Source organism: Corynebacterium sp. HMSC064H12, from assembly GCF_001809925.1.
Taxonomy (GTDB): domain Bacteria; phylum Actinomycetota; class Actinomycetes; order Mycobacteriales; family Mycobacteriaceae; genus Corynebacterium; species Corynebacterium jeikeium_D.
The window spans coordinates 52,175-77,869 of sequence record NZ_KV799364.1 but is presented as its reverse complement, the minus strand read 5'-3'; the positions used below and the strand labels follow the sequence as shown (position 1 = coordinate 77,869).

General features: G+C 58.6%; 22 protein-coding genes. 6 read left to right on the top strand and 16 right to left on the bottom strand.

The features are described from left to right. The coding region (locus tag HMPREF2681_RS10670) for an IS30 family transposase (RefSeq protein WP_083301621.1) at nt 1-1,021 on the top strand (1,021 nt) is incomplete at its 5' end. Nucleotides 1,022-1,142: 121 nt separating this feature from the next. On the opposite strand, the gene HMPREF2681_RS10665 is transcribed toward HMPREF2681_RS10670, so the two are convergent. Further along, nucleotides 1,143-2,084, bottom strand: a complete 942-nt coding sequence (locus tag HMPREF2681_RS10665; RefSeq protein ID WP_070547101.1) for a heme o synthase — start codon at nt 2,082-2,084, stop codon at nt 1,143-1,145. 264 nt (nt 2,085-2,348) lie between these two features. Here HMPREF2681_RS10665 and tkt point away from each other — a divergent pair, with 264 nt between their 5' ends. Both tkt and tal read left to right on the top strand, forming a co-directional pair. After that, nucleotides 2,349-4,448: a transketolase gene (gene tkt, locus HMPREF2681_RS10660; RefSeq protein WP_049170630.1), complete on the top strand. Its 2,100-nt coding sequence runs from the start codon at nt 2,349-2,351 to the stop codon at nt 4,446-4,448. A 170-nt stretch (nt 4,449-4,618) separates the two neighbouring features. Next, nucleotides 4,619-5,734 carry a transaldolase gene (gene tal, locus HMPREF2681_RS10655; RefSeq protein WP_070547099.1) on the top strand — a complete coding sequence of 372 codons (1,116 nt, stop codon included), beginning with the start codon at nt 4,619-4,621 and terminating at the stop codon, nt 5,732-5,734. A 268-nt stretch (nt 5,735-6,002) separates the two neighbouring features. On the opposite strand, the gene HMPREF2681_RS10650 is transcribed toward tal, so the two are convergent. Genes HMPREF2681_RS10650 through HMPREF2681_RS10640 form a run of 3 tightly spaced genes read right to left on the bottom strand, consistent with a single transcriptional unit; the run spans nt 6,003 to nt 7,797 of the window. Beyond that, complete coding sequence (locus tag HMPREF2681_RS10650) at nt 6,003-6,722, bottom strand: hypothetical protein (RefSeq protein WP_070547097.1); 720 nt, start codon at nt 6,720-6,722, stop codon at nt 6,003-6,005. Continuing rightward, nucleotides 6,719-7,438, bottom strand: a complete 720-nt coding sequence (locus HMPREF2681_RS10645) for an AAA family ATPase (RefSeq protein ID WP_070547095.1) — start codon at nt 7,436-7,438, stop codon at nt 6,719-6,721. Before HMPREF2681_RS10645 ends, HMPREF2681_RS10650 begins: the two co-directional genes overlap by 4 nt. Continuing rightward, nucleotides 7,435-7,797, bottom strand: a complete 363-nt coding sequence (locus HMPREF2681_RS10640; protein ID WP_016422738.1) for a GntR family transcriptional regulator — start codon at nt 7,795-7,797, stop codon at nt 7,435-7,437. Before HMPREF2681_RS10640 ends, HMPREF2681_RS10645 begins: the two co-directional genes overlap by 4 nt. 134 nt (nt 7,798-7,931) lie before the next feature. Here HMPREF2681_RS10640 and zwf point away from each other — a divergent pair, with 134 nt between their 5' ends. From zwf to pgl, 3 genes are read left to right on the top strand one after another with little or no spacing between them, the layout of a single operon-like run. Then, nucleotides 7,932-9,536, top strand: coding sequence for a glucose-6-phosphate dehydrogenase (gene zwf / locus HMPREF2681_RS10635; protein ID WP_070547093.1), 1,605 nt, complete (start codon nt 7,932-7,934; stop codon nt 9,534-9,536). Between the two features lie 50 nt (nt 9,537-9,586). Further along, nucleotides 9,587-10,603: a glucose-6-phosphate dehydrogenase assembly protein OpcA gene (locus HMPREF2681_RS10630; RefSeq protein ID WP_016422736.1), complete on the top strand. Its 1,017-nt coding sequence runs from the start codon at nt 9,587-9,589 to the stop codon at nt 10,601-10,603. Next, nucleotides 10,600-11,367, top strand: coding sequence for a 6-phosphogluconolactonase (gene pgl, locus HMPREF2681_RS10625; RefSeq protein WP_048731884.1), 768 nt, complete (start codon nt 10,600-10,602; stop codon nt 11,365-11,367). Before HMPREF2681_RS10630 ends, pgl begins: the two co-directional genes overlap by 4 nt. 117 nt (nt 11,368-11,484) lie before the next feature. Here pgl and secG read toward each other — a convergent pair whose 3' ends face one another. From secG to HMPREF2681_RS10565, 12 genes are all read right to left on the bottom strand, one after another. Continuing rightward, nucleotides 11,485-11,721, bottom strand: a complete 237-nt coding sequence (gene secG, locus HMPREF2681_RS10620) for a preprotein translocase subunit SecG (RefSeq protein ID WP_005510775.1) — start codon at nt 11,719-11,721, stop codon at nt 11,485-11,487. Between the two features lie 89 nt (nt 11,722-11,810). Next, nucleotides 11,811-14,639 carry a phosphoenolpyruvate carboxylase gene (ppc, locus tag HMPREF2681_RS10615; protein ID WP_070547091.1) on the bottom strand — a complete coding sequence of 943 codons (2,829 nt, stop codon included), beginning with the start codon at nt 14,637-14,639 and terminating at the stop codon, nt 11,811-11,813. A 202-nt stretch (nt 14,640-14,841) separates the two neighbouring features. Continuing rightward, nucleotides 14,842-15,630: a triose-phosphate isomerase gene (tpiA, locus tag HMPREF2681_RS10610; RefSeq protein WP_049190741.1), complete on the bottom strand. Its 789-nt coding sequence runs from the start codon at nt 15,628-15,630 to the stop codon at nt 14,842-14,844. 69 nt (nt 15,631-15,699) lie between these two features. Next, complete coding sequence (gene pgk / locus HMPREF2681_RS10605; protein WP_070547090.1) at nt 15,700-16,911, bottom strand: phosphoglycerate kinase; 1,212 nt, start codon at nt 16,909-16,911, stop codon at nt 15,700-15,702. A gap of 110 nt (nt 16,912-17,021) precedes the next feature. Then, nucleotides 17,022-18,026, bottom strand: a complete 1,005-nt coding sequence (gene gap, locus HMPREF2681_RS10600; RefSeq protein ID WP_048731894.1) for a type I glyceraldehyde-3-phosphate dehydrogenase — start codon at nt 18,024-18,026, stop codon at nt 17,022-17,024. 183 nt (nt 18,027-18,209) lie between these two features. Next, entirely contained in the window at nt 18,210-19,208 is a 999-nt protein-coding gene (gene whiA / locus HMPREF2681_RS10595; protein WP_048731892.1) for a DNA-binding protein WhiA, read from the bottom strand. A gap of 191 nt (nt 19,209-19,399) precedes the next feature. Beyond that, complete coding sequence (gene yvcK, locus HMPREF2681_RS10590; RefSeq protein WP_048731879.1) at nt 19,400-20,347, bottom strand: gluconeogenesis factor YvcK family protein; 948 nt, start codon at nt 20,345-20,347, stop codon at nt 19,400-19,402. 23 nt (nt 20,348-20,370) lie between these two features. Beyond that, nucleotides 20,371-21,261 carry an RNase adapter RapZ gene (gene rapZ / locus HMPREF2681_RS10585; protein ID WP_005510809.1) on the bottom strand — a complete coding sequence of 297 codons (891 nt, stop codon included), beginning with the start codon at nt 21,259-21,261 and terminating at the stop codon, nt 20,371-20,373. A gap of 112 nt (nt 21,262-21,373) precedes the next feature. Next, the gene (gene uvrC / locus HMPREF2681_RS10580) at nt 21,374-23,422 is read right to left on the bottom strand and encodes an excinuclease ABC subunit UvrC (RefSeq protein ID WP_049193720.1); all 2,049 of its coding nucleotides are present in this window, start codon (nt 23,420-23,422) and stop codon (nt 21,374-21,376) included. 29 nt (nt 23,423-23,451) lie between these two features. Further along, nucleotides 23,452-23,946, bottom strand: a complete 495-nt coding sequence (locus HMPREF2681_RS10575; protein WP_069358696.1) for a PH domain-containing protein — start codon at nt 23,944-23,946, stop codon at nt 23,452-23,454. Nucleotides 23,947-23,948: 2 nt separating this feature from the next. Next, on the bottom strand, nt 23,949-24,431 hold the full coding sequence (gene ribH, locus HMPREF2681_RS10570; RefSeq protein ID WP_016422726.1) for a 6,7-dimethyl-8-ribityllumazine synthase: 483 nt from the start codon (nt 24,429-24,431) through the stop codon (nt 23,949-23,951). After that, nucleotides 24,432-25,694 carry a bifunctional 3,4-dihydroxy-2-butanone-4-phosphate synthase/GTP cyclohydrolase II gene (locus tag HMPREF2681_RS10565; RefSeq protein ID WP_016422725.1) on the bottom strand — a complete coding sequence of 421 codons (1,263 nt, stop codon included), beginning with the start codon at nt 25,692-25,694 and terminating at the stop codon, nt 24,432-24,434. It lies immediately after the preceding gene. Nucleotide 25,695: the final 1 nt, after the last annotated feature.

The following is a 25,695-nucleotide window of genomic DNA, read 5'->3' as shown; positions in this document are numbered from 1 at the left end:
TACTGGTCGGCGGCTAGGGCTGGCGGAACGCTTAGTCATTGCCGAGCATCTGCGAGCAGGACATTCGCACCGGCGTATCGCCCAGATAGTCTGTCGTAGTCAATCCACCGTCAGCCGTGAAATCGCCCGCAATAGCGTCGATGGTATCTACGATGCCTATCACGCTGACCAGGCCAGCCGCGGGCGTCTTGCTCGCCCTAAGCTGCGCAAACTCGATGACAATCGGTTTTTGCGCGCCCAGGTTGTTGATCTGCTCAACCGTGGTGCCTCACCGCGTCAGGCCAGTGACAGGTTGGCTGCACTGTGGGGTGATAATACGTCCATGACTATTAGCCATGAGTCGATTTACCAGGCCCTTTACGTGCAAGGGGTAGGTAGCTTGCGCAAAGAACTTGTGTTTGAAAAGTCCTGCCGGACTACCCGGCCAGGGCGTAAACCCCGCTCGCTTCTCGCAGGGGTGCCCAAGCCACGTGGAAAACGCTGGACTCATGATGCCAATATTTCACTTCGCCCAGCCGAAGCCAATGATCGTGCGGTGCCTGGTCATTGGGAAGGCGATTTGATTATTGGCGCAGATGGCACCAGTGCTTTAGCGACATTGGTGGAACGCCGCAGCAGGTTTGTGCTCCTCGGCAGACTCGGCACTGACCATACCGCCACCAGTGTCAATGAGGTCATGGTGCGGATGATTCGTCGGCTCAAAGAGTCGATGGACACCACGATTTCGACGTTGACCTGGGATCAGGGAGTGGAGTTTGCCAAACACACGGAGTTTTCTGTCGCGGAGAATATCCAGGTGTTTTTCGCCGATCCGCATTCGCCGTGGCAGCGAGGTAGCAATGAGCGGATGAATCGGGATATCCGGTTTTATTTCCCCAAAGGCACCAACTTTACCGATGTCACCGACCAAGAGGTCGCCCAGGCCGAAGCATTGCTGAATAACCGGCCGCGAGTAGTCCTCGACGGGTTAACTCCTCGGGAGGTAATCTCTGGTGTAATCCATGATGCAATGACCGCCTGACCCTACCGCCTGAAAGTGTCATAAACTCGCACAGTTTCACATTTGCAGCCCGTTTGCACACACAAAAAGAGGCCCGCCCCGCAATCGGGAAGAGCCTCTTTAAACGAGCTCAGCAGATGCCCTAGAACATGCTTGAAACAGTCTGCAGTCCGAGTACAGCATCCAGCGAAAGCGCCACACACACGATGGACAAGTAGTTGTTCGACATGAAGAACAGCTTCATCGGCTTAATCTTGCCACCGGTCTTAACGTGACGGTGCAGGTCAATGGCGCCCCACAGGAACCAGGCACCAGCGCCAACCGAGCCAATCAGATAAATCCAACCAGCGTACGGAACCAACAGCAGAGTGGTAATCACGGTTGCAGCAGTGTAGTAAATAATGCGCTTGGAAACGACGATGGCCGGCTTGACCACTGGCATCATCGGCACGCCAGCGGCCTTGTAATCCTCCTTGTAGCGAAGCCCCAGCGCCCAGGTGTGCGGCGGAGTCCAGAAGAAGATGAGCAGGAACAGGATGAAAGCCTGCCACCAGTGAGCGAGCCCCGTAATCTCCGGATTGTTGTCAGTGATGACGGCCCAGCCAACCATCACCGGCATACAACCCGCAGCGCCACCCCAGATTACGTTCTGATCAGTTCGGCGCTTCAGCCACAACGTGTAGACGAAGATGTAGAACGCAATCGTAATCAGAATGAAAACGGCGGCCAGCAGCGAGTTACATAGCAGCCACAGCCAGAGGAACGACGCAATCATCAAGATGGTGCCGAAAATTGCTGCCGCGCGACGGCTAACCTGGTTGCGCGCGAGCGGGCGCCGACGAGTGCGGCGCATCTTCTGGTCAATGTCGTAATCCATGACCATGTTGAAGGTGTGCGCTGCCGCTGCACCCATCCAACCACCGAACAGGGTGAGAAGAATCAGTCCAACGTGTACATGGCCGCGATCAGCCTGAAGCATTGCGGGAATGGCCGCGACGAGCAGGAGCTCAATAATTCTTGGCTTAGTCAGTGCAATATACGCCTTGACTGTTTCCAACAAAGCAATGTCCCTTTCACGCGCCATAAACAAAGCCCCCCGTCTACAGATAGTCGGATGCAACGGTCGGAAAGTTCCCGACGAGTTTTTCCGCAAAATAAAATGAGGGGGCAGGCAATCAGTGTACCGATAATCATAACGGTTCCAATAATGACCGTCGTAAAGCATGTGCGGCGCGCCCTCTGATACTTACCTTCGAGCTATTCGGCCCGGTTTGAACCCGGAGCGCGCAATCCTAGTTAGTATGGAAGAGATCTTTACTAATCCATTTGGATACTAGGAGTCATTCACGTGACACTGTCGACTGAGCATGAAGCACGGGTTGTTCGTAACTACCCCTCGGACTGGTCTGACTTGGACACGAAGGCCGTAGATACGGCTCGTGTGCTGGCTGCAGACGCCGTTGAAAAGGCAGGTTCGGGGCACCCCGGCACTGCGATGAGCCTCGCACCGCTGGCTTACTCTCTTTACCAGCGCGTTATGCGCCATGACCCGAAGGATACGAAGTGGATTGGCCGTGACCGTTTCATTCTCTCCTGTGGTCACACCTCTCTGACGCAGTACGTCCAGCTCTACCTCGGCGGTTTTGGCCTGGAGCTCGATGACCTGAAGGCGCTGCGTACGTGGGATGCACTCACCCCGGGTCACCCGGAGTACGGCCACACTGACGGCGTGGAAATCACCACTGGCCCGCTGGGTCAGGGGCTGGCGTCGGCTGTCGGTTTTGCCATGGCTTCGCGACGGGAACGTGGGCTGTTCGACCCGGAAGCTGCTCCGGGTGAGTCTCCGTTCGACCACTACGTGTACGTCATCGCTTCTGATGGTGACGTTCAGGAGGGTGTCACTGCCGAGGCCGGCTCGCTGGCCGGCACTCAGCAGCTGGGCAACCTGATTGTCTTCTGGGATGACAACGGCATCTCCATCGAGGACGACACCACCATTGCTTTCACCGAGAATGTCGCGGATCGCTACCGTGCTTACGGCTGGCAGGTCATTGAGGTCGACGGCGGCGAGGACGTCGCAGCACTCGAGGCTGCTGTCGAGGAGGCCAAGAAGGATACGGAGCGTCCGACCTTCATTCGCGTTCGCACTGTGATCGCTTACCCGGCTCCGACGAAGATGAACACCGGCGCTTCGCACGGTGCTGCTCTTGGTGGCGAGGAGATTGTCGGCATCAAGGAAGCTCTCGGCTTCGATACCGACAAGAGCTTTAACGTCGCTGACGAGGTCATTGAGCACACCCGCAAGCTGGTTGAGCGTGGTGCTGAGGCTCACGCACAGTGGCAGGTCAAGTTCGACGAGTGGGCTGCGGCTAACCCGGAGCGCAAGGCTCTGCTGGACCGTCTGACCGCTGGCGAGCTGCCGGAGGGCTTCGACGCTGAGCTGCCGACCTGGGAGCCGGACGAGAAGGGCGTTGCTACCCGCAAGGCCTCTGAGGCCGCGCTGCAGGCACTGGGCAAGACCCTGCCGGAGCTGTGGGGTGGCTCGGCTGACCTGGCTGGCTCCAACAACACCGTCCTGAAGGGTGAGCCGTCCTTCGGCCCGAAGTCCATCACCACCGGTACCTGGACCACCGACCCGTACGGCCGCAATCTGCACTTCGGTATCCGTGAGCACGCCATGGGCTCGATCCTCAACGGCATTCTGCTCCACGGTGGCACCCGTCCGTACGGCGGCACCTTCCTTATCTTCTCGGACTACATGCGTCCGGCTGTCCGCCTAGCATCGCTGATGGGCATCTCCCCTATTTACGTCTGGACTCACGACTCCATTGGTCTGGGCGAAGACGGTCCGACGCACCAGCCTGTTGAACAGCTGGCTTCGCTGCGCGCTATCCCGGGTGTGTCCACTGTCCGCCCGGCTGACGCTAACGAGACCGCTCAGGCTTGGGCCGCTGTTCTTCAGGGCGAGGCAGGCCCGAAGGCTCTGGCTCTGACCCGCCAGAACGTTCCGGTCCTGGAAGGTACCAAGGAGAAGGCCGCTGAGGGCGTCCGTCGTGGTGCGTACGTGCTTGTCGACGGTGCCAAGGAGACCCCGGACGTCATCCTGATGGCTACCGGTTCGGAAGTTCACCTCGCTGTCGAAGCTGCTGACAAGCTGGCTGAGGAAGGCGTCAGCGCCCGCGTTGTCTCCGTTCCGTGTCTTGACTGGTTCGAGCAGCAGGACGATGCCTACCGCGAGCAGGTTCTGCCGAAGTCCGTCCGCGCTCGTGTCTCGGTTGAGGCCGGTATTGCAATGCCGTGGTACCGCCACCTGGGTGATGCTGGTCGCGCTGTCTCCCTGGAGCACTTCGGTGCATCGGCTCCGTACAAGGAGCTGTTCGAGAAGTTCGGCATCACAGCAGAGGCTGTTGTCGATGCCGCCAAGGAGTCCATCGAGGCTGCTAAGTAAGTTTGTTAAAACCTGGCGCTATCGGCCGCTGTCGGGACGGGATTTGTGAAAACCGTACCGCGCTCCGGTAGCGCCAGTATTGTTTGTGACGCACAGTAGTTTAAGGACATACAACTTTTAGCGAAGTCTTTAGGCAACGAAGCGGTATTGACAGAAAGGCGTTAAACACTATGGGAAGCACCACGATGGAAGCGCTCGCCAAGGTAGGGACTTCGGCGTGGCTCGACGATCTTTCGCGCCAGCGCCTCACCTCGGGCGATTTGAAAAATCTTATTGAAGAGCTTCGGGTTGTCGGTGTCACTACTAACCCGGCAATCTTCTCTTCGGCGATGACCGCCGGTGAGGATTACGACTCTCAGCTGGCGCAGCTCACTGCAGAGGGTGCGAACCCGGCAGATGCTGTGTTCGCGATGGCAATCGACGACGTCCGCGATGCCTGTGACCTTTTCGCTGGTGTATCCGAAGAAACCGACGGTGTCGATGGCCGTGTGTCCATCGAGGTCGATCCTCGCTACGCCGACAACTACGAGGCCACGATTGCGCAGGCCCGTAAGCTCTGGGAGCGCGTCGGCAAGCAGAACGCGATGATTAAGATTCCGGCGACCGATGCTTCCCTGCCGGCTGTCACCCAGGCTCTGTCCGAGGGAATCTCGGTAAACGTCACCCTGATTTTCTCGGTGGAGCGCTACCTGCAGGTCATTGATGCGTTCATCGAGGGCATTGAGCGTGCGAAGGACAACGGCGTAGACCTGGCTTCGGTTCACTCTGTTGCGTCGCTGTTTGTTTCCCGCGTTGACACCGAAATCGATGCTCGCCTGGACAAGATCGGCTCCGAGGAGGCCCTGGCTCTGCGCGGCAAGGCTGGTCTGGCCAATGCCCGTGCAGCTTACGCCAAGTTCGAGGAGACTTTCTCGGCGCAGAATATTCGCTGGGCACAGCTGGAAAACGCCGGTGCTAAGCCGCAGCGCCTGCTGTGGGCTTCGACCGGTGTGAAGAACCCGGCTTACCCGGACACCCTCTACGTCACTGAGCTGGCTGCACCGCAGACTGTGAATACCATGCCGGAGAAGACGCTGCGTGCTGCCGCGGGCTTCGAGGGCGAGGTTCGCGACGCCGTCAGCGGCCAGGGTGACGCAGCCAATGCCGTTATGACTCAGCTCAGCGAGATTGGCATCGACCTCGATGACGTCTTCGCTGTCCTGGAGCGCGAGGGCGTGGAGAAGTTCGTGGACTCCTGGCAGTCCTTGCTCGAGTCGATTGCACAGCGCATGGAGCAGCTGAAGTAAGCCTGCTGATTATCTAGGTGCCTGTTGGTAGTGGCTGCGTTTCTGGCTGGCGCCAGCAGGTCGCCTGGCGATCCGAGTTACTGACTGCGGTTATGTCAAAAACGGCCCGAAAAATAGCCTGAAGGTGTCATAAACTTGCACAGTTTCACATCTGCAGCCCGTAACTTTTGGGGTTGTCAGTTTCGGTTCGCCTGTTGTGTTACTTAACCCGCATGTTCAACGTTGGACATGAAAAAGCTCCCCTGCGCGGGGAGCTTTTCTATTGGTGCTAGGACGTGGCGAAGGTGGGACGCACAGAGGGCAGTGGGCGTTTGTCTTCCTTTAAAGCCCAGGCCATCACGAACGCAGAGATTACGGCGATGATTGAGGCAAAGATCGGCACAGCCGGCCAGGGGGCACCCGGTACGGAGTCGGTCACGTCCAGCAGATAGCTGAAGAGGAAGAGCGTGGCCAGGGCCAGGCCAATGGTAATTGATCCTGCACGAGTGCCCTTCGCGCCGGCGACGGTGCCGACTGCGGTGCTCGCCACGGTAGTCATGAGGAAGCTCAAGAAGACGCACAGCGCGGTGAGCAGAACTGTGGTGTAGTTCTGCCCGGAATCCTCAATCATGTACAGCTCCCCGTTAGTGTCCGGAAACAGGGCCGGTCCGGAGGTGACAATGAAGCTATCGAATCCGCGGTAGTAACCGGACTTGTTCTGCTCGATGACCATCGCCGTGACGATGAAGGCGGTAGCCACCAACGATGTGCCCAAGATTGCGATGATTGCGGAGCGTACCCAGCGGGCGGTGCTCACGCCGTAGTCACGCAGGGTGACCGAACGCCGGGCTGTGATGAGGAAGAGGATGCCCAGCGCGATAATGCCAAGCAAGGTGTTGCCGGTTCCGCTGCCTACGAGCATGCGCCCGAAGGCCGAGTACAGGATGGCCACGGCGGCAACACCGAGGAAGGTTTTCTTGTTGGTCGCGATGAAAGCTCCGGTGCTCATTTCTTGCTCCGTTCGATGTAGGAGGAGGTGCTTGCGAGGTCGATGAGGGCCGCGGGGTCGAGGTAGCTCACCTCAACGCCGAGGGCGCGGGCATGCGCAGCGGCAGACGAACTGAGCTCTGTAGCCAGGATTGCCTCGCAGCGCTCGCCGAGGGTTTTTTTAGCGAGCACTGGGCTGGCCACCTGCGCCACGAGATCCGTAGGGCCTCGCAGCACCGGATGGCTAGCGCGCAGCTTATCGACGTCATAGGGCCCGTACGCATCCTGCTTGTGGATGACAATCAAGGTGTCGACTAGGCCGGCTAGATCCTGGGAGTGCTGCGAGGTGACCACAAGGTTGGCCGATTCGGCCGAGTCGATAAGCATGCCGCGCAATGTGGCGCGGTGCTCGACATCGAGGCCGTTGAAGGGCTCGTCGAAAAGCAATGCTTCCTTGCCCGATGCCAGGGTGGCAGCGGCGATGAGCAGCTGGCGCTGGCCCAGGCTGAGCTTTTTGATTGGGGTGTCAGCGGGGAAATCGAGGAGGGACTCCGCGTGGGGCACATCGAGCTGATCCCAGCCGGTGCGCAGGATCTGGAAATATTCGCGCGGGGTGGCACCGAAGACCTGGGTGTCGGGTGCAGCCTTCGCCAGGGCCGCTGTAGGCATCTGCGCGAGGGTACGCAGGTAGTAGGTCTTGCCGGCGCCGTTGGGGCCAATCACGCCGTAGATACTCATTTCTCCTCCTCCAGCATGGCGATGATGTCGTGGAGCGTGAGGCCGAGAATGCCGGCCTCCGCTTTTAATGGCTCGATGTAGGTGCGCTGGAACGCTTCACGACGCTCAGCGCGAATGCGCTCACGGGCGTCTGGAGTGACAAACATGCCGAGTCCTCTTTTCTTCTCCACAAGCCCCACCATCGACAGTTCCGTCATAGCCTTGGCGGCCGTGGTTGGGTTGACCTGATAGAACTCCGAGAGCTCCTTGGTTGAAGGGGCACGATCCTCAGCCGAGAGCTCCCCGGACAAAATCATTGATTTCAGATCCTCGGCGATCTGGACGTAGATGGGCCGAGGGTCCGCCTCCTTCGCCTGCATATATACCTCCGTGGTTTATGGGTATACCACCTAGGTCATAAACCTAAGGCAGAAGAAAGGGACCCGTCAAGGCCCCATCGGAGGAATCGGAAACGATTCCACCGGACTTTTCTCGATATGACATTATGTAAACCGTGAGTGATTCTCTGCAACGCAACGATTCGAACTCCCCTACTGCCAGCTCTCCGCACAACGGAGACGACAGCACCAACCACGACGGATACATCAACCCGCTGCGCGACCCGCAGGATAAACGCTTGCCGCGTATTGCGGGCCCGGGCGGCATGGTGATTTTCGGAGTGACGGGCGATCTGGCCCGAAAGAAGCTTCTGCCTGCCATTTACGATCTGGCCAACCGCGGTCTGCTGCCTGCCTCCTTCGCGTTAGTTGGCTACGGTCGTCGCGAATGGTCGAAACAGGACTTTGAGGATTATGTGCGCACCGCAGTGGAACAGGGCGCCCGCACAGACTTCCGTGAGAGTGTCTGGCAGCGCCTGGCTGAGGGCATTCACTTTGTCACCGGTACCTTCACCGATGACGAGGCCTTCGATCGCCTGGCCGCACAACTTGAGGAGCTCGATCGCTCCCGCGGCACCGCTGGCAACTGGGCCTACTACCTGTCCATTCCGCCAGCTAACTTCCCCGATGTCTGTCATCAGCTCGATCGTTCGGGGCTGGCGCAGTCGGGCGAGGATTATTGGCGTCGCGTGATTATTGAGAAGCCATTCGGACACGACCTAGCCTCCGCTCAGGAACTCAACCGGATTGTGAACTCGGTCTTCCCAGAAGACGCTGTGTTCCGCATCGACCACTACCTGGGCAAGGAAACCGTCCAGAACATTCTGGCCATGCGTTTTGCCAACCAGTTGTTCGATCCGATGTGGAATTCTCACTACATTGACCACGTCCAGATCACCATGGCCGAGGACATTGGTTTGGGCGGTCGCGCTGGCTACTACGACGGTATTGGTGCAGCTCGTGACGTGATTCAGAACCACCTACTCCAGCTCCTGGCGCTGGTGGCAATGGAAGAGCCCATCGCCTTTACCCCGGAAGAGCTGCAAGCGGAAAAGATCAAGGTTCTGCGTGCCGTCGAGCCAGTGCGTCCGTTTTCGAAATACACCGCGCGTGGCCAGTACACGGCGGATTGGCAGGGCAGCAACTTCGTGCCGGGGCTGCGCGATGAGGATGGCTTCGACCCCGAATCCACGACCGAGACCTACGCCGCCTGTACGCTGCAGATCAACTCCCGTCGCTGGGCCGGTGTCCCCTTCTACCTGCGCACCGGCAAGCGCCTCGGCCGCCGCGTCACTGAAATTGCGCTGGTCTTTAAGTCCGCACCTCACCTGCCCTTCGCAGAGACAATGACTGCCGCTCTCGGCCAGAACGCAATGGTCATCCGTGTTCAGCCAGACGAGGGCGTGCTCATGCGCTTCGGCTCGAAGGTCCCGGGCTCGGCCATGGAGGTGCGCGATGTCAACATGGACTTCTCCTACTCCGAGGTGTTTACCGAGCAGTCGCCAGAGGCCTACGAGCGCCTGATTCTGGATGCGCTTCTCGACGAGGCCAGCCTCTTCCCCACCAACGAGGAAGTCGAGCTGTCCTGGAAGATTCTTGACCCCATCATCGAGTACTGGGCCAAGCGCGGTCGTCCCGAGGGCTACCCCGCAGGTTCGTGGGGGCCTTCCTCCGCCGACCACATGCTCGAGCGCGACGGTCGCGCTTGGCGACGGCCATAGGTTGCCGACCTCTCAGTTCTTAAGAATTTTCTGACAGAAAGAACACTTTCATGATTGTCAATTTGCCAGACACTGACACCGCGAGCATTGCTCGTCAGTTGGTGCAGCTTCGAGAGCAGGGCGGCATCGTCACCACGGGCCGTGTCCTCACCCTGATTGTTTTGGCCAAAAGCGAAGACGACCTAGAAAACATTATCTCCACGGTCAACTCCGTTTCCCGCGAGCACCCATCCCGTGTGCTGGTATTGGTCTCCGATGATCCACGCCTGGACAATCGCCTCGACGCGGAACTCCGCGTCGGTGGTGATGCCGGTGCCGCTGAGATCGTCGTTATGCACATGTCCGGAGAGATTGGTCAGCACCACAGCTCTGTGGTGACTCCCCTGCTGCTGCCGGATACGCCGGTCGTGGCGTGGTGGCCGTCTGAGGCGCCGCAGGTCCCAGCGGCGACACCAATCGGCCGAATTGCCCAGCGCCGTATCACCGATTCACTCTGTGACCCGAATAGCAACGCTATCTACACGCGCCGTACGGGCTACACGCCCGGCGATTCCGACCTGAGCTGGTCGCGGCTGACGAACTGGCGCGGTGTGTTGGCATCCGCTTTCGACTTGCCGCCGCATTCGCCGGTGACCTCCGTGTCCATCTACGGCCCACAGGACTCGCCATCGGTCGAGGTCGCCGCCGGATGGTTGGCAGATCGCCTGGGGCTGCCGGTCAACCGTTACTCCACCGGTGAGAAGAAGATTCCGGTGGACGAAAAGGGCCGCGCCAAGCCACCGGTGACCTCCGTCGCCTTTGAGCGTGAAAATGGCCAGACTTTGCGCATCGATATTGAAAGCGCCACCACTGCATCGGTCACCAACGGAGAAAAACCCCCGTTCAAGGTCGCAGTATCGCGTCCAACACGCTCCGAATGTTTGGCAGAGGAGCTGCGTCACCTCGACCACGATACTGCCTACGGACGTGCCCTGCGTGGCCTCAGCCAGATTCACACGGTGGGAATGCAACCTCCGACGTCCACAACAACTAGCTTCGCTAACGAACCAGGAGTCTCTGACAAGTGACCACCGATAACGCGTCGAATACCGTCCCTGCCCCTCAGTTCCACCGCGCCGCTGACCAGGCGGGCATCGTCGAGGCTGCACGTCAGCGCTTCATCGATGCGGTTGTCGCCGTCCAACATGGCAACGCCTCTCCGGTCACCGATGACGGTTTCGTACGCGTCGTTCTCACCGGTGGCGGCGCAGGTACCGCTTTGCTCAGTGCGCTTGCCGACGATTCCGGAGACATCGACTGGAACCGAGTCCTGGTGTTCTTCGGAGATGAACGCTTTGTCGCTGCCGACTCGGCAGATCGCAATGCGTTGGCTGCTCGTAAGCGTCTCTTGTCCCCTGTCGGCGTGCCGGAGGAAAACATCTTCGAGTTTGCCGCTGCCGACAGCGGCGTGACCACCACGGAGGCCGCCGAAAGCTACGAAGCTATCGTTCGGGAGAAGGCTCCAAATGGCTTTGACCTTCACCTTCTTGGTATGGGCGGAGAGGGACACATCAACTCGATTTTCCCACATACCGCAGCGCTGGCTGAGCAGGAACGCTTGGTCGTGGACGTGCATAACTGCCCGAAGCCACCGCCGACCCGCATCACGTTGACGATGCCGGCCATCGCCAGCTCTCAGCGTGTGTGGCTACTTGTAGCGGGCGGCGAAAAGGCTGAGGCAATTGCAGCTATCGCTCAGCAGGACGACCCAGCGCAGTGGCCGGCGGCCGGGGTTCGCGGTGTTCAGGAAACCGTTGTCTTTGTTGACGATGCTGCGGCTGCGCAGCTCTAGGCTTCCGCTTCACCGCTAACAGCCCAGAAACAGCAAATTCCCGTCGATAAGCGAAATGCTATCGACGGGAATTTTTATTGCTTAAAGGCCTGCGGTGGGGCGTGCTGCGTGCGGAACCTACCAGCCGAAAGTATTGAACAGCAGCAACAGGACAATGCAGAGCAACCAGATAATCACGGTCACAATAGTGACGCGGTCAAGGTTCTTCTCCACCACAGTCGAACCGGACAGATTCGACTGCATGCCGCCACCAAAGAGGCTGGACAGTCCGCCACCCTTACCCTTGTGGAGCAGGATGAACAGCGTCATCAGGATGGATGTGATGACCAGGACAATCTGAATGGCGAGGTACACGCGCACTTCCTTTTGAAACGTCGCTTCTTTAAGAACTCCAACTATACTAGCGCAATTGCTCCGCTGGCTAGGTATCCCTAGCCGTATCCCTAGCCGGAGTTGCGCAGTGCAGTTGCCAGACCATTCATGGTCAGCTGAATGCCCCGACGCACCTTGTCGCGATTATCGCCGGCACGGTAGCGACGCAGCATCTCCAGCTGGATGATGTTCAGCGGCATAAGGTACGGGAAGCGCATGTCCACCGAGCGCCTGAGCAGCGGGTTGTCCTCCAGCAGGTGCTTGTACCCGGTTACCTTCAGGAACATCTCCAAAGTCAGGTCGAACTCAGCCTTGATGATGCCGTAGATGCGCTCACCGTCGGCCTTATCTTGGCACAGGCTAGCGTAGGCGCGCGCCAGGTTCAGGTCAGCCTTGGACATGACCTGCGCCATGTTCGACAGCACCGAATTGAAGAACGGCCAAATCTCGTTGAGCTGACGGAGCTCAGCCAGGCGGGAACCGTCTTCGTCCTCGCCGATCCACTCCTGCAGTGCAGAGCCGACACCAAACCAGCCCGGCACCATAGAACGCTGCTGCGACCAGGACAGTACCCACGGAATTGCGCGCAGGTCAGAAATGGTCTGGGTCTGCTTGCGTGAGGTCGGACGCGAACCGATGTTCAGGCTGCCGATCTCATCGACCGGGGTCGACGACGTGAAGAAGTCAATAAAGCCCGGGTCCTCGTGCATGAGCTTCGAGTAGGCCTCGCGAGACAGGTCGGAAATCTCCGACATAATCTCGTGGGCGCGAGCTGGGTTCTTCAGGTCATCGACGTCGAGCAGAGTCGACTCAATCGTTGCCGAAACAAGTGCGGCGAGGTTCCTGCGTGCCGCTGCAGGGTGACCGTACTTGGCAGAGATAATCTCGCCCTGCTCGGTGATACGCACCGACCCCTGGACTGCACCCGACGGCTGCGCCAGAATTGCCTCGTAGGACGGTCCGCCACCACGGCCAACGGTACCTCCGCGGCCGTGGAAGAGACGCAGGCGAATGTCGTTGTCCTTCGCGGCTGCCACGATGGCGACCTCCGCGTCGTAAAGCGCCCAGTTTGCAGCGAAGTACCCGCCGTCCTTGTTGGAGTCGGAGTAGCCGAGCATGACTTCCTGCAGATCTCCGCGTGCGGACACGTATGCGCGGTAGACCGGAATGTCCCACGCAGCACGCAGCACGTCGGCACCAGCCTGCAGGTCTTCGATGGTTTCGAACAGCGGGATGACGTCAACAGAACCGGTCGGCTGGGAGCCATTCGGGCGAATCAGACCGACTTCCTTGAGCAGAATCATCGGCTCCAGCAGGTCGGAGACCGATGTACACATCGAAATGATGCAGTGCGGTACCGCGTCGTGACCGTACTTGCGCACCGCACGAGATGCCGCACGCATAATGCCTAGCTCGCGAGCCGTAGCTTCGGAAAGATCTGCGGAAGTCGAAACCAGCGGACGGGAGGACTGCAGTTCCTTGGTCAGCAGCTCGACCTTGTCGGCTTCCTTCAATCCCGCGTAGTTGTCCACCACACCGGCAGCGGAGAACAGCTCGGTGAGGATTTCCTCATGAGAGTCCGAATTCTGGCGGATATCAATCGAGTACAGGTGGAAACCAAATACCTCCACTGAATCCATCAGGTCGCGCAGGCGGTGATCGGCGATGAGGTCATCGTGGCTGGACCGCAGGGAGTCGTCGATAATCGAGAGCTCTTCAAGTAGCTCCTCGGCGCTGTCATACGGAGTGAATTCCGACCAGTCGCCCTCGATGATGGACTCGTCGAAGAAGTTCACCGCTGTTGCCGCCACGCGCCCGCGGATACCGTGAACCGCACGACGGTACGGCTCATCTTCGCGGTTTGGTACGTCATTGTGGCCGCGGCTGGCCAAGCCGACCAAATCTACGGTGACCTTGGTCAGGCGGTCGCTGAGACTGAGCTCGCGCTCCAGCAGGTGCAACTGCGAGAAGTAGTGACGCAGGATCGTACCTGCTGCCCTATCGGAGGCGTAGCGCAGCGTCTCCTCCGTCACGTATGGGTTGCCGTCGTGGTCACCGCCAATCCACGAGCCCATGCGAATGGTTGGATTAGCCGGCAGCTTGTCGCCGCCGAGCTGACGCAAGTGCTTGACGACGTCTCGGTTAATCTGTGGCACAGCTTCCAGCAGAGAAAGCTGGTAGTAGCGAAGACCAACTTCGACCTCGTCGCGAATATCCGGGCGGTTCATGCGAATCAGAGCCGTTTGCCACAGCGTCAGGATCCGGCGACGGATATCGGCATCAATCTCAGCGAGTCGGTCCGCGGTGCGCGCATTCATCGGGGCTGCCTGGATCTCGTGGCGGCGCCGCATTGCAGCCGTGATGTGCTTCTGCACATCGAACACTGTGCGACGACGAGTTTCCGTTGGGTGTGCGGTCAGAACCGGGACGACCTCAATGTGGTCCATCATGTCCGCAATGGCGCTGCCGGAAACCTTGGCGTCGCGAAGCTTCTGCCATGTTGCCTCCAGCGTGGAGTCCTGCGGTGGATCGCCAGCATCGAGAGATGCCTCGATGCCCAGCTCCTCGTGCAAATCCTCAGCGAGGTTGGCCAAAAGTGCGAAGTGCGTGAAAGCACGGATGACAGGGCTTGCCTCGGCTGGGTCAATATCGCGGAAGAGGCCGGTGAGCTTCTCGATGTCGCCATCGCCACGATGGAGTTCGAAGGCTGCACGGCGAGCATTTTCGACCAGGTTAAAGACCTCGTCACCCTCTTGCTCGCGGATTACCTGCCCAAGAATTCGACCCAGGTGGCGAATATCCTCCCAGAGCAAGTCCTGCTGCTTCGCGGTAGCGGTCGATGAGGATTGCTCATTGCTTGCAGTGTGTCGGTCAGTGTCACCATGTACTTGTTCGTTCATTGAGCACGTCCTTTGAAAATTGCCGGGCATTCCAAGTGGAAAGCCTCGGGAAATGTATCGCGCTAAAACATTGCCAGTCGGTGTGCCTGGATTGAGTCCGCCTAAAGGCAATAACCCCGAATCGGTTTTATGAGAATCAATAAAACCAATCCGGGGTCGCGCATGGCGCCTATCTTATCAGTTGTTCTGAATTTATATGCACTTAGGCGTTCTGAGCGGCATCTGCAGCAAGTGCGCAGAGCTTCGCGAATGCTTCACCGTCGAGCGAAGCGCCACCGACGAGGCCGCCGTCGACGTCGGGCTTGCCGACGATCTCAGCGACGTTCTCGGCCTTGACGGAACCACCGTAGAGGATGCGCATCTCCTTTGCGATGTTCTCGTCCGCAATTTCTGCGACGGTCTCGCGGATAGCTGCACAGACTTCCTGCGCGTCTGCAGCCGATGCGACCTTACCGGTGCCGATAGCCCAGACAGGCTCGTAAGCGATGACGGTCTTGGCCAGCTCAGCGTTGGTCAGGTTAGCCAGGGAGCCCTTGACCTGAGAGACAACGTACTCGACGTGCTCTTCGGCCTCTCGGACCTCCAGCGGCTCGCCGACACAGACGATTGGGTTCATGCCCTCGCGCAGTGCTGCCTTGGCCTTCTTTGCGACCAGCTCATCGTCCTCTGCGTGCATATCGCGACGCTCGGAGTGACCGACGACGACCCAGGTGCAGCCGAGCTTTGCCAGCATCGATGCGGAAATCTCGCCGGTGTAAGCGCCGGACTCGTGGACTGAGACATCCTGCGCGCCGTAAGTGACGCCGAGCTTATCGCCCTCAACCAGAGTCTGGACCGAACGCAGGTCGGTAAACGGCGGGATGACAGCGACGTCAACCTTGTCGTAGTACTCCTTTGGCAGAGCGAACGCGAGTTTCTGCACCACACCGATAGCTTCGAGATGGTTCAGGTTCATCTTCCAGTTACCAGCAATAAATGGTGTACGTGCCATAGTGGTGGAATTCACTTCCCTATCAATTAGCGGATTTTTAAGCGATGAAAATCCGGTGGTGGAAAAATCTTAGTCTTCCAGGACGGAGACGCCCGGCAGAGTCTTACCCTCGAGGAACTCCAGCGAAGCGCCACCACCAGTGGAGATGTGGCTGAAGCCGTCCTCGTTCAACCCCAGAGTACGTACTGCTGCTGCGGAGTCGCCGCCACCGACGACGGAGAAGCAACCGTTGTTAGTGGTGGCATCGATGATGGCCTGTGCAACCTCGCGGGTACCAGCTGCGAAAGCCTCCATCTCGAACACGCCCATCGGACCGTTCCAGAACACAGTCTTGGACTCAGCCAGCACCTTGCCGAATGCCTCAGCGGAAGCCGATCCGATGTCCAGGCCCATCCAGCCTTCCGGAATCTCGGTGGCATCGACGACCTTGTTTTCAGCGTCAGCAGCGAACTTGTCGGCCACGACTACGTCGGTTGGCAGAACAATCTTTTCGCCGTAGAGGTCCAGCAGATCCTTACAGGTGTCAATCATCTCTTCCTGCAGCAGGGACGCACCAACGTCGTAGCCCTTGGCAGCCAGGAAGGTGAAGCACATGCCGCCGCCGATGACCAGGGAGTCAACCTTCGGCGCGAGAGCCTCAATAACGCCCAGCTTGTCGGAAACCTTGGAACCGCCGAGCACGACGGTGTACGGCTTCTCCGGGGTCTCTGCGACCTTGCGCAGAACTTCAAGCTCAGCCTGAACCAGGTTGCCGGCGTAGTGCGGCAGCTTCTTAGCGACGTCGAAGACGGAAGCCTGGGCGCGGTGAACAACACCGAAACCGTCGGAAACAAATGCTCCGTCCGGAACAAGTGCGGCCAGCTCGGCTGCGAATTCGGCGCGTTCTGCCTCGTCCTTGGAGGTCTCGCGCGGATCGAAGCGGACGTTCTCCAACAGGAGTACATCGCCCTCGGTCAGACCATTTGCGCGCTCGTGCGCGTCCTCACCGGAGACATCACCGGCGAGCGCGACGTACTGCTCCAGGCGCTCAGATAGCGCCTCAGCGACCGGGGCCAGGGAGAACTCGGACTTAACCTCGCCCTTCGGGCGACCCAGGTGAGCCATAACAACGACCTTGGCGCCGGCCTCGACAAGCGCGGACAGGGTGGGCAGCGAAGCATCGATTCGACCCGGATCGGTGATAACGCCGTCCTTCAACGGAACGTTAAAGTCGGAGCGGACGAGGACGTAACGGCCTTCAATACCTTCGTTGATCAGGTCTTTGACAGTCTTAACAGTCATCTCAATGAAATCCTTGTGAAAGTGTGTAAAAAACGGGCCGTGGGTGGCGTGCCCTACTCAGGCGCAACCACCCCGGCCCGTTCGGGGTCTGGGATTAACCAGGTGAGTTATTAGAGGCGCTCACCGACGTAGACAGCCAGGTCGACGAGGCGGTTGGAGTAGCCCCACTCGTTGTCGTACCAGGAGACAACCTTGACCTGATCGCCGATGACCTTGGTCAGCGGTGCGTCGAAGATCGAGGAACGCGGGTCGCCCTCGATGTCCTTGGAAACGATTGGGTCCTCGTTGTAGCCCAGAACACCCTTGAGCTCGCCCTCAGCAGCTTCCTTGATGGCAGCATTGACGGACTCGACGGTGACCTCGCTCTTCGCAGTGAAGGTCAGGTCGGTGACAGAGCCGGTCGGGGTCGGAACACGCAGTGCGTAGCCGTCCAGCAGACCCTTGAGCTGCGGCAGAACCAGAGCGACTGCCTTTGCAGCACCGGTGGAGGTCGGAACAATGTTCAGTGCAGCAGCGCGGGCGCGACGCAGGTCCTTGTGCGGAGCGTCGTGCAGACGCTGGTCACCGGTGTATGCGTGGATGGTGGTCATGAGACCGCGCTCGATGCCGAACTTGTCGTCCAGGACCTTAGCCATCGGAGCCAGGCAGTTGGTGGTGCAAGAAGCGTTCGAAATGATGTTGTGCTTCTCCGGGTCGTAGTCAGTGTGGTTAACACCGACAACGAAGGTTGCGTCTTCGTTCTTAGCCGGAGCGGAGATGATGACCTTCTTGGCGCCAGCCTCGATGTGAGCCTTGGCAGCGTTGGCATCGGTGAAGAAACCGGTGGACTCAATGACGATGTCGACCTCGTGCTTGCCCCACGGCAGGTCCTTCGGGTCGCGCTCAGCGTATGCCGCGATGCGCTTGCCGTTGACGGTGAGGGACTCATCGTCGTAGGTGACCTCTGCGTCAAGCTTGCCCATGATGGAGTCGTACTTGAGCAGGTGAGCCAGGGTCTTGTTATCAGTGAGGTCGTTTACAGCAACGACTTCCAGGTCAGCGCCCGCAGCGAGCAGGGAGCGGAAGAAGTTGCGGCCGATGCGACCAAAACCGTTAATACCTACACGAACCGTCACAATAATCTCCTTAATGGATTGGCGAATCGATGCCACTTGTCAGGGCGCTGATTGCGCTCCAACAGGTTCACTACAGAAGTGTACGTTGGGTTTTTCATTCGCGCAGCGGTGGTTTGGTGCGAAAATCCCAAATAAACGGAGATTTATCAAAAATTACGCACCTGACTAGGCATAACAGGTGCTTTACTCGTCAACTTCTTTGTCAAAAAGTTCGTCTGTAACGACTGCAGTTGTGGGGGGAATTCCGAGTTCGTTTGCTCTTTTGTCCGCCATGGAGAGCAAACGGCGGATGCGTCCTGCGACGGCGTCCTTGGTCATTGGCGGATTTGCCAGCTGCCCAAGTTCTTCCAGTGAAGCCTGCTTGTGCTCGATGCGCAGCTGTCCTGCAGACACCAAATGGTCTGGTACATCGTCACCGAGAATCTCTAAAGCACGCTCTACTCGCGCTGCTGCAATAACGGCCGCACGAGCCGAGCGCCGCAGGTTGGCATCGTCGAAGTTTGCCAAACGAGTGGCCGTCGCTCGCACTTCACGACGCATTCGCTGTTCTTCCCACTGCAGGCGAGTAGTCTGGGCTCCCATTCGCGTCAGCAGCGCACCGATTGCATCGCCCTCCCGGATGATTACACGATCGCCACCGCGGGATTTATTCTCCTTGCTCTTAGCCGTAATTCCGAGCCTACGAGCACATCCCACCAATGCGAGTGCCGCTTCAGCAGAAGGAGCAGTGACTTCCAAAGCTGAGGAACGCCCCGGCTCAGTCAGTGAACCATGTGCCAAAAAAGCACCCCGCCATGCAGCTTCTTGATCAATTTTCTGCCCCATGATCAGCTTGCGTGGTAGCCCACGTACGGGACGTCCCGCAGAGTCAATCAGGCCAGTTTGCCTAACGACGAGTTCCGCGCCATCAGTTACCCGCACGATGTACTTCGAGGTCTTTCGCAACCCACCGGGAGATAAGACATTGAGGCTGGCTTTGACATCGTAGAGTTCGGCCAGCATGGAGCGTAGGCGGCGTGCGACAGCGCCGGAATCCAACTCAGCCTCCAGCACAATCGAACCTGCCACCAGGTGGAGTCCTCCTGCGAAGCGGAACAGGGTCGAAATCTCCGCTGCCTGAGCGCTTTCCTGCGAAACTGACACGCGGGCTAGTTCGTCTTTGACCTTCGCCGTCAATGCCACGATGCTGTCCATCCTCATTTCATGTGTGCGAGCTGGGTTTGGGCCTGGTTAATTTAGGTAAAATTAACCCCATTTGAGCTTTAGCAATAAACCTCAAGGATAGTATCCGGTACCAATCGAGTGGCAATTAGTTGATTGTCTATTGCATCCTCGCAGGAGAATGCATTAAAACCCTCGACTGGCCGGACGCTTTAGAGGAACTGACGAAGTGCGACAGCTAGTTTCTCCGGCGAATGCCGACCCGTCAGAGCTCCGTGGTCATCAACTTCTTGCACATCGGCGAAGACAACCTGCGCGTCTAGGCTATCCGCCGCTCGCTGCAGGTATTCTCGTTCGGTATCCGCGAGCGGCGTGTTGTCGTCGACAAGCACGTAATTGAGCTTCAAGTTAGGTGCATGCTGCGTGAGCATATGGATGTGCCGTTCGGAAGAAAAACCGGCGGTCTCCCCCGGCTCGGCGACAAGATTCAGCACCACGACGGTTGTGGCATTGGTTTCTTGCAGAGCATCCCGCAGCCCGGGCACCTGAAGATGTGGCAGAACCGAAGTAAACCACGAACCCGGACCCAGCGTCACCAAATCGGCATTGAGGATAGCTTCAATGGCCTCCTCGGATGCCGGCGGAGTCTCAGGAATCAGCCGGATTCGGCGCACCTGGCCAGGTGTCGTGGCCACTGCGACCTGGCCACGGACCTGGCGCACAACGCGAGCATCCTGCTCCAAGCCAACGACTTCGGCCTCAATCTCTAGCGGGATCGGCGACATGGGCACGACTCGACCCCGGATTTGCAGCAACCGGCCAATTTCGTCAAGCGCGTCGACTTCATTTCCCATCACACTGGTGAGGCCAGCGATAATCAGATTGCCAATCGCATGCCCTGCCAGTGCGCCAGTTCCGCCAAAGCGGTGCTGCAGTGTCTTTTCCCACAGATCGCCTTTTTCCGTATCTGCGGAAAGCGCGGCGAGTGCCATGCGAAGGTCTCCAGGGGGAATCTGCCCCAGCTCACGACGAAGGCGACCCGAGGATCCGCCGTCGTCGGCAACTGTGACCACCGCTGTGACATGGTCCGCAACCTGACGGTCAGCTCTCAGCGTGGCAAATAGACCATGACCGCCACCCAGACTGGTAATTGATGTCAATTTCTACACCTCCACTAAAACCGCTAGTTGCGGTCAATATCGCGGTGGACGACGTTGACGTTGATCCCGGAAACTCCCTCGAGCTTCTTAGCCAGCGCCTCCGACATGGCCACACTTCGGTGATGGCCTCCGGTGCATCCCACAGCGATAGTCATAAAACCCTTGCCCTCACGGCGGTACCCGGGCAAAACCAATTCAATCAAGTTTGTGACGTTGTCCAAAAACCCCTGAGACTCAGGTTGGGACAGCACGTAGTCGGCCACGGCTTTGTTGGTACCGCGGCCCGCACGCAGCTCAGGTACCCAATAGGGATTGGGGAGAAAACGGACGTCGAAAAGCATGTCGGCATCGCGCGGCGCACCGTGCTTAAACCCAAATGATTCGATGGTGATCTGCTGAATCTTGCTAGCGGTATCCGACAACTGATGCTCTAACTCACGGCGCAAATCGTGCACGCTCATGTCAGAGGTATCCACTACTAAATCCGACATGCCCTTTATTGGCAGCAACATCTGACGTTCAGCGGCAATACCCTGTGAAAGCGTGCCATTTTCCTGCAGCGGATGGGTGCGGCGGACAGAGTCGTAGCGGGCGATGAGGGTGTCGTCGTTGGCATCAAAGAAGATGACATAGGGCTGGCGCCCCTCATTGCGGAGTCCGTCGAGCACCTCCCCCAAACTGCCGGCGAACGCGCGCGAGCGCACGTCGGTGACGATAGCGAGGCGCTCTACTGGAGAGTCCGCTTCAAACGACAACTCGACCATGCGCATAATCAACTCCGGGGGCAGGTTGTCTGCGACATACCAGCCCATCTCCTCCAAGACGCTGGCGGCCGTATTGCGTCCGGAACCGGACATGCCGGTAATCAACACAAGTGACTTTTCAGCCTGAGGGGAATAACCCGAAGTAATCATGCCATCACTCTAATACAATTCCGCCCAACCGCTCTCGGTTTTACTAGCGGAAGTAAACCCCCTAGCACTGTTTCAAGTGCGGTTTTAGCCACTTGTTTACCTACTTCTACGCCTACTCTCCCGGACCGACATCCGAGTTTGGCTCTGACGACTTCTCGTCTGGATGGAGGTAATCGTAAACAGTTTTCGCGAGCATCGGCCCGAAACCAGCCACTTCTTCGATCTGCTCGACGCTGGCCTTCTTCAGCGCCGCAACGGAACCAAAGTGCTTGACCAACTCACTGCGGCGTGCTGGCCCCAGCCCCTTAATGCCATCAAGCACCGACGAGCGCATGCGTTTAGATCGCTGCTGACGGTGATAATTAATGGCAAAGCGGTGCGCCTCATCACGAATTCGCTGGATTAGGTACATCGCTTCCGAATTACGCGGCAGAATGAGTGGCTCATCATCGTCGGGAATCCACAGCTCTTCTAAGCGCTTGGCAATTCCCACCAACGTCACATCGGTGACCTCGAGTTCATCGAGGACCGCCTGTGCGGCTGCGACCTGCGGTGCACCACCGTCGACGATGAACAACTGTGGCGGGTAGGCAAACTTGCGGTTACTCCGCGACTGCTCATCGACGGCATCAGTCGTCTCTTCGACGAACATCTCGCTTGCATCATCGGGCATGGCGAGCTTGTCCTCGTTATGGCGCAGAAAACGACGGCGCACCACCTCAGCGATAGAACCGACGTCGTCCGAGCGACCGTCACCCGCTGCATCTTTGATTCGGTAGCGGCGGTAGTCGGACTTCTTGGGCAATCCATCCTCGAAGACCACCAACGAGGCCACCACATCGGTGCCCTGAATATGCGAGATGTCAGTGCACTCGATGCGCAGCGGCGCTTCATCCATAAATAGCGCGTCCTGGAGTTCGGAGAGAGCCTGCGATCGAGTAGTTAGATCTCCACTTCGCTTTAGCTTGTGCTGGCGTAGCGCTTCAGCTGCATTTTTCTGCACGGTCTCCATGAGCGTCCGCTTGTCACCGCGTTGTGGGACGCGAATATCTACATTGGTGCCACGAATATCGGCCAAAAATGCAGTAACCTCGTCAAGATCGTCGGGCGTGGCCTGAACGAGAATTTCGCGTGGCACAACCTGGGCGGCAGTGGTTGATTCATCGCCGTCGACATCCGCGTGCTTGGCGGCGTCGCCATAGAACTGTGTCAGGAACTGCGTTAGCAGCCCACCCAAGCTGGGGTCAGTTTCTCCCTCTCGAAACTCCGTAGTCGCGTACTCGCCGGACTTCTCCACTACCCAGCCGCGCTGACCGTAAATACGTCCCGCCCGAACATGGAAAATCTGCACGGCCGCTTCCAGTTCGTCGGTTGCTAGCGCAATAAAGTCGGCATCGGCGGCGTCGGAAAGCACGACTGACTGCCGCTCCATGACCTTGTCGATGGCAGCGAGGTTGTCGCGCAGACTAGCGGCGCGCTCGAAGTCTAACTCGCCGGCAGCTTCCTCCATTTCCTTCTTTAAGCGCCTCGTGACCGGGCCCGTATTTCCCGACATGAAGCTGGTAAAACCACGGACAATTTCGCGGTGTTCCTCGGCACTGACACGGCCGACACAAGGCGCCGAGCATTTGTCGATATAGCCGAGCAAACAGGGCCGCCCCAGGGCTTGCTGCCGGTTGAAGACTCCCTTTGAACAGGTGCGGGCTGGGAAAACTCGTGTAAGCAAGTCGAGCGTTTCTCGGATAGCCCACGCGTGTGAATAAGGCCCGAAATAACGCACGCCCTTCCGGCGCGGTCCTCGGTAGAGAAAGAGCCGCGGGTACAGCTCTCCAACGCTGACGGCCAACATCGGATACGACTTGTCGTCGCGGTACATCACGTTGAACCGCGGATTAAAGCGCTTGATCCAGGTGTACTCCAACTGCAGCGCTTCGACTTCATTGTGGACGACAGTCCACGTCACCTTCGAAGCGGACTGCACCATTTGGCGGGTGCGGGGATGAAGCCGAGTTAAGTCCTGGAAATAGTTAGACAAACGCGCACGGAGATTCTTCGCCTTGCCGACGTAGAGAACGCGCCCGGTTGAATCGAGAAAACGGTACACCCCCGGCTCCGTGGGAATGGTGCCGGGGGCGGGACGGTACTGAGAAGGGTCAGTCACTTACGGTGTCCTTAAAACGTGTCCTTGGGTTAGTCCTCCGGCATGAACTTGTCTTCAAGTTCACGGAACCGGCGGATGTCTTCCACGACGCGGCTGCCGTCGGCCGACTGGATCGCGAGCATCGGCACAAACTCAAAGTCAGGCAGCTCCAAGCGAGCCCAGCGGGACTTCTTTGGAAAACTCAGGCCGTAGATATCGACCCACGGGTAGAACTTCGCATTGAGCAGATTGCGGACTTCCACGCCCCTGGCATTGACGCGAACGCGAGCCCGAGTCAGTAGCAGAATCACCCCGGCGATAATCAAACCAATCATCGGGAAAGCCAGCTGGTCAATAATGGTCACCGAAGCTCCGGTGTTACCAAAGTCCACCACGATACCCATGAAGATATGGATAGCGAAAACCACAACTGCAGCGATAATCGCCCACAGACGCAGCTTTTGCGAGGTGATTTCCAACAGCCATTTGTCTTCGCTACCGGTGTCGACGGCAGTCGAATTGCTGTGGCGTTCGGAGTTACCCATTCTTACTCAGCTCCACCTTCACGAAGGGACTTCAACACTGCGACGGTATGCAGCGCTGCGGCCATGGCCTCGCGACCTTTATTCTCCGCGGCGCCCTCACCGCCGGCACGATCAATTGCCTGCTGTTCAGTGTTGCAGGTCAACACACCATTGCCAACTGGCGTTTCACAGTCCAGTGCGATCCGCGTCAGGCCCTCAGTCACCGAGTCGCAGACATAGTCGAAGTGCGGCGTACCACCGCGGATAACGCACCCCAGCGCCACCACGGCGTCGTGAGTTCGCGCGAGCTGTTGCACCACAACCGGAATCTCCAGAGCACCGACGACAGTCACATCCGTGACTACAGCGCCGACCTCCTCGGCCTGGGACAGCGCTTCACGACGAAGCTGCCCAGTAATCTCCTCGTTCCAGTGAGAGGTGACCAGACCGACGGTCACACCAGTGGAATCGGGAACGGAAATTTCAGGAAGACCTGCGCCACTCATCTACTGTGCTCCTTCTGTCGAAATGCCGTGGGTCTCCATGTACTCATCCAACCAAGGAAGTTCATGGCCCATGCGTTCGCGCTTTGTCAACAAGTATTTCAAGTTATCCTCGTTGACCTCAACTGGCACCGGGACTCGGCGGCTCATCTCCAACCCATATCCGCCTAGGCCGGCACGCTTGGTCGGATTGTTCGTCAGCAGCGCCATAGTGGTGACTCCAAGATCCTGCAGAATCTGTGCACCAGTGCCGTACTCACGTGCATCCGACGGCAAACCGAGCGCAAGATTGGCATCAACGGTGTCAGCGCCTTCATCTTGCAAGTGGTAGGCCTGCAGCTTCGGCATCAGACCAATGCCTCGGCCTTCGTGACCGCGCATGTAGAGGATGACGCCACGCCCCGCTTCGTGAACCATGCGCATGGAGTTGTGCAGCTGCTGACCGCAGTCGCAGCGGCGAGATCCCAGTGCGTCGCCAGTGAGGCATTCGGAGTGCACACGCACGAGGACGTCCTGACCATCGTTGGAAGACACATCCCCCACAACGAGAGCGACATGCTCAACACCGTCGATAAGGCTCCGGTACCCAATGGCACGGAACTCGCCGTAGTCGGTCGGCAGCTTGGTTTCGACAACGCGTTCAATCAAGTGCTCGTTGTGGCGACGGTATTCGATCAGCTGCTCAATGGAGATCAGCGCTAAATCGTGCTTGTCGCAGAAGCGACGCAGTTCCTCCGCGCGCGCCATACCGGTCGGGTCTTCCTCGGAGACAACCTCACACAGCACGCCAGCAGGACGAAGCCCTGCCAGGCGGGCGAGATCGACCGCAGCCTCGGTGTGGCCGGCACGGACGAGGACGCCACCATCGCGAGCTCGCAACGGGACCACGTGTCCTGGTCGGGTGAAATCGTGCGGGCTCGACGTGGGATCAGCCAGAGTACGAATGGTGTTCGCACGATCTGTGGCGGAAATACCGGTCGTACCGGTGTTGGCATCCACGGTCACTGTGTATGCGGTACCGCGGGCATCCTCATTCTCTGACACCATCGGTGGCAGATTCAGACGCTCGCAGTCCTCGGCGGTCAGCGGCGCGCAGATGTAACCAGAGGAATAGCGAACCATAAAGGCAACAAGTTCAGGCGTTGCCTTCTCGGCGGCGAAGATGATGTCGCCCTCGTTCTCACGATCTTCATCGTCGACGACGACCACGGCCTTACCGGCTGCGATGTCCGCAATGGCCCGCTCTACAGAATCGAACTTAATCACA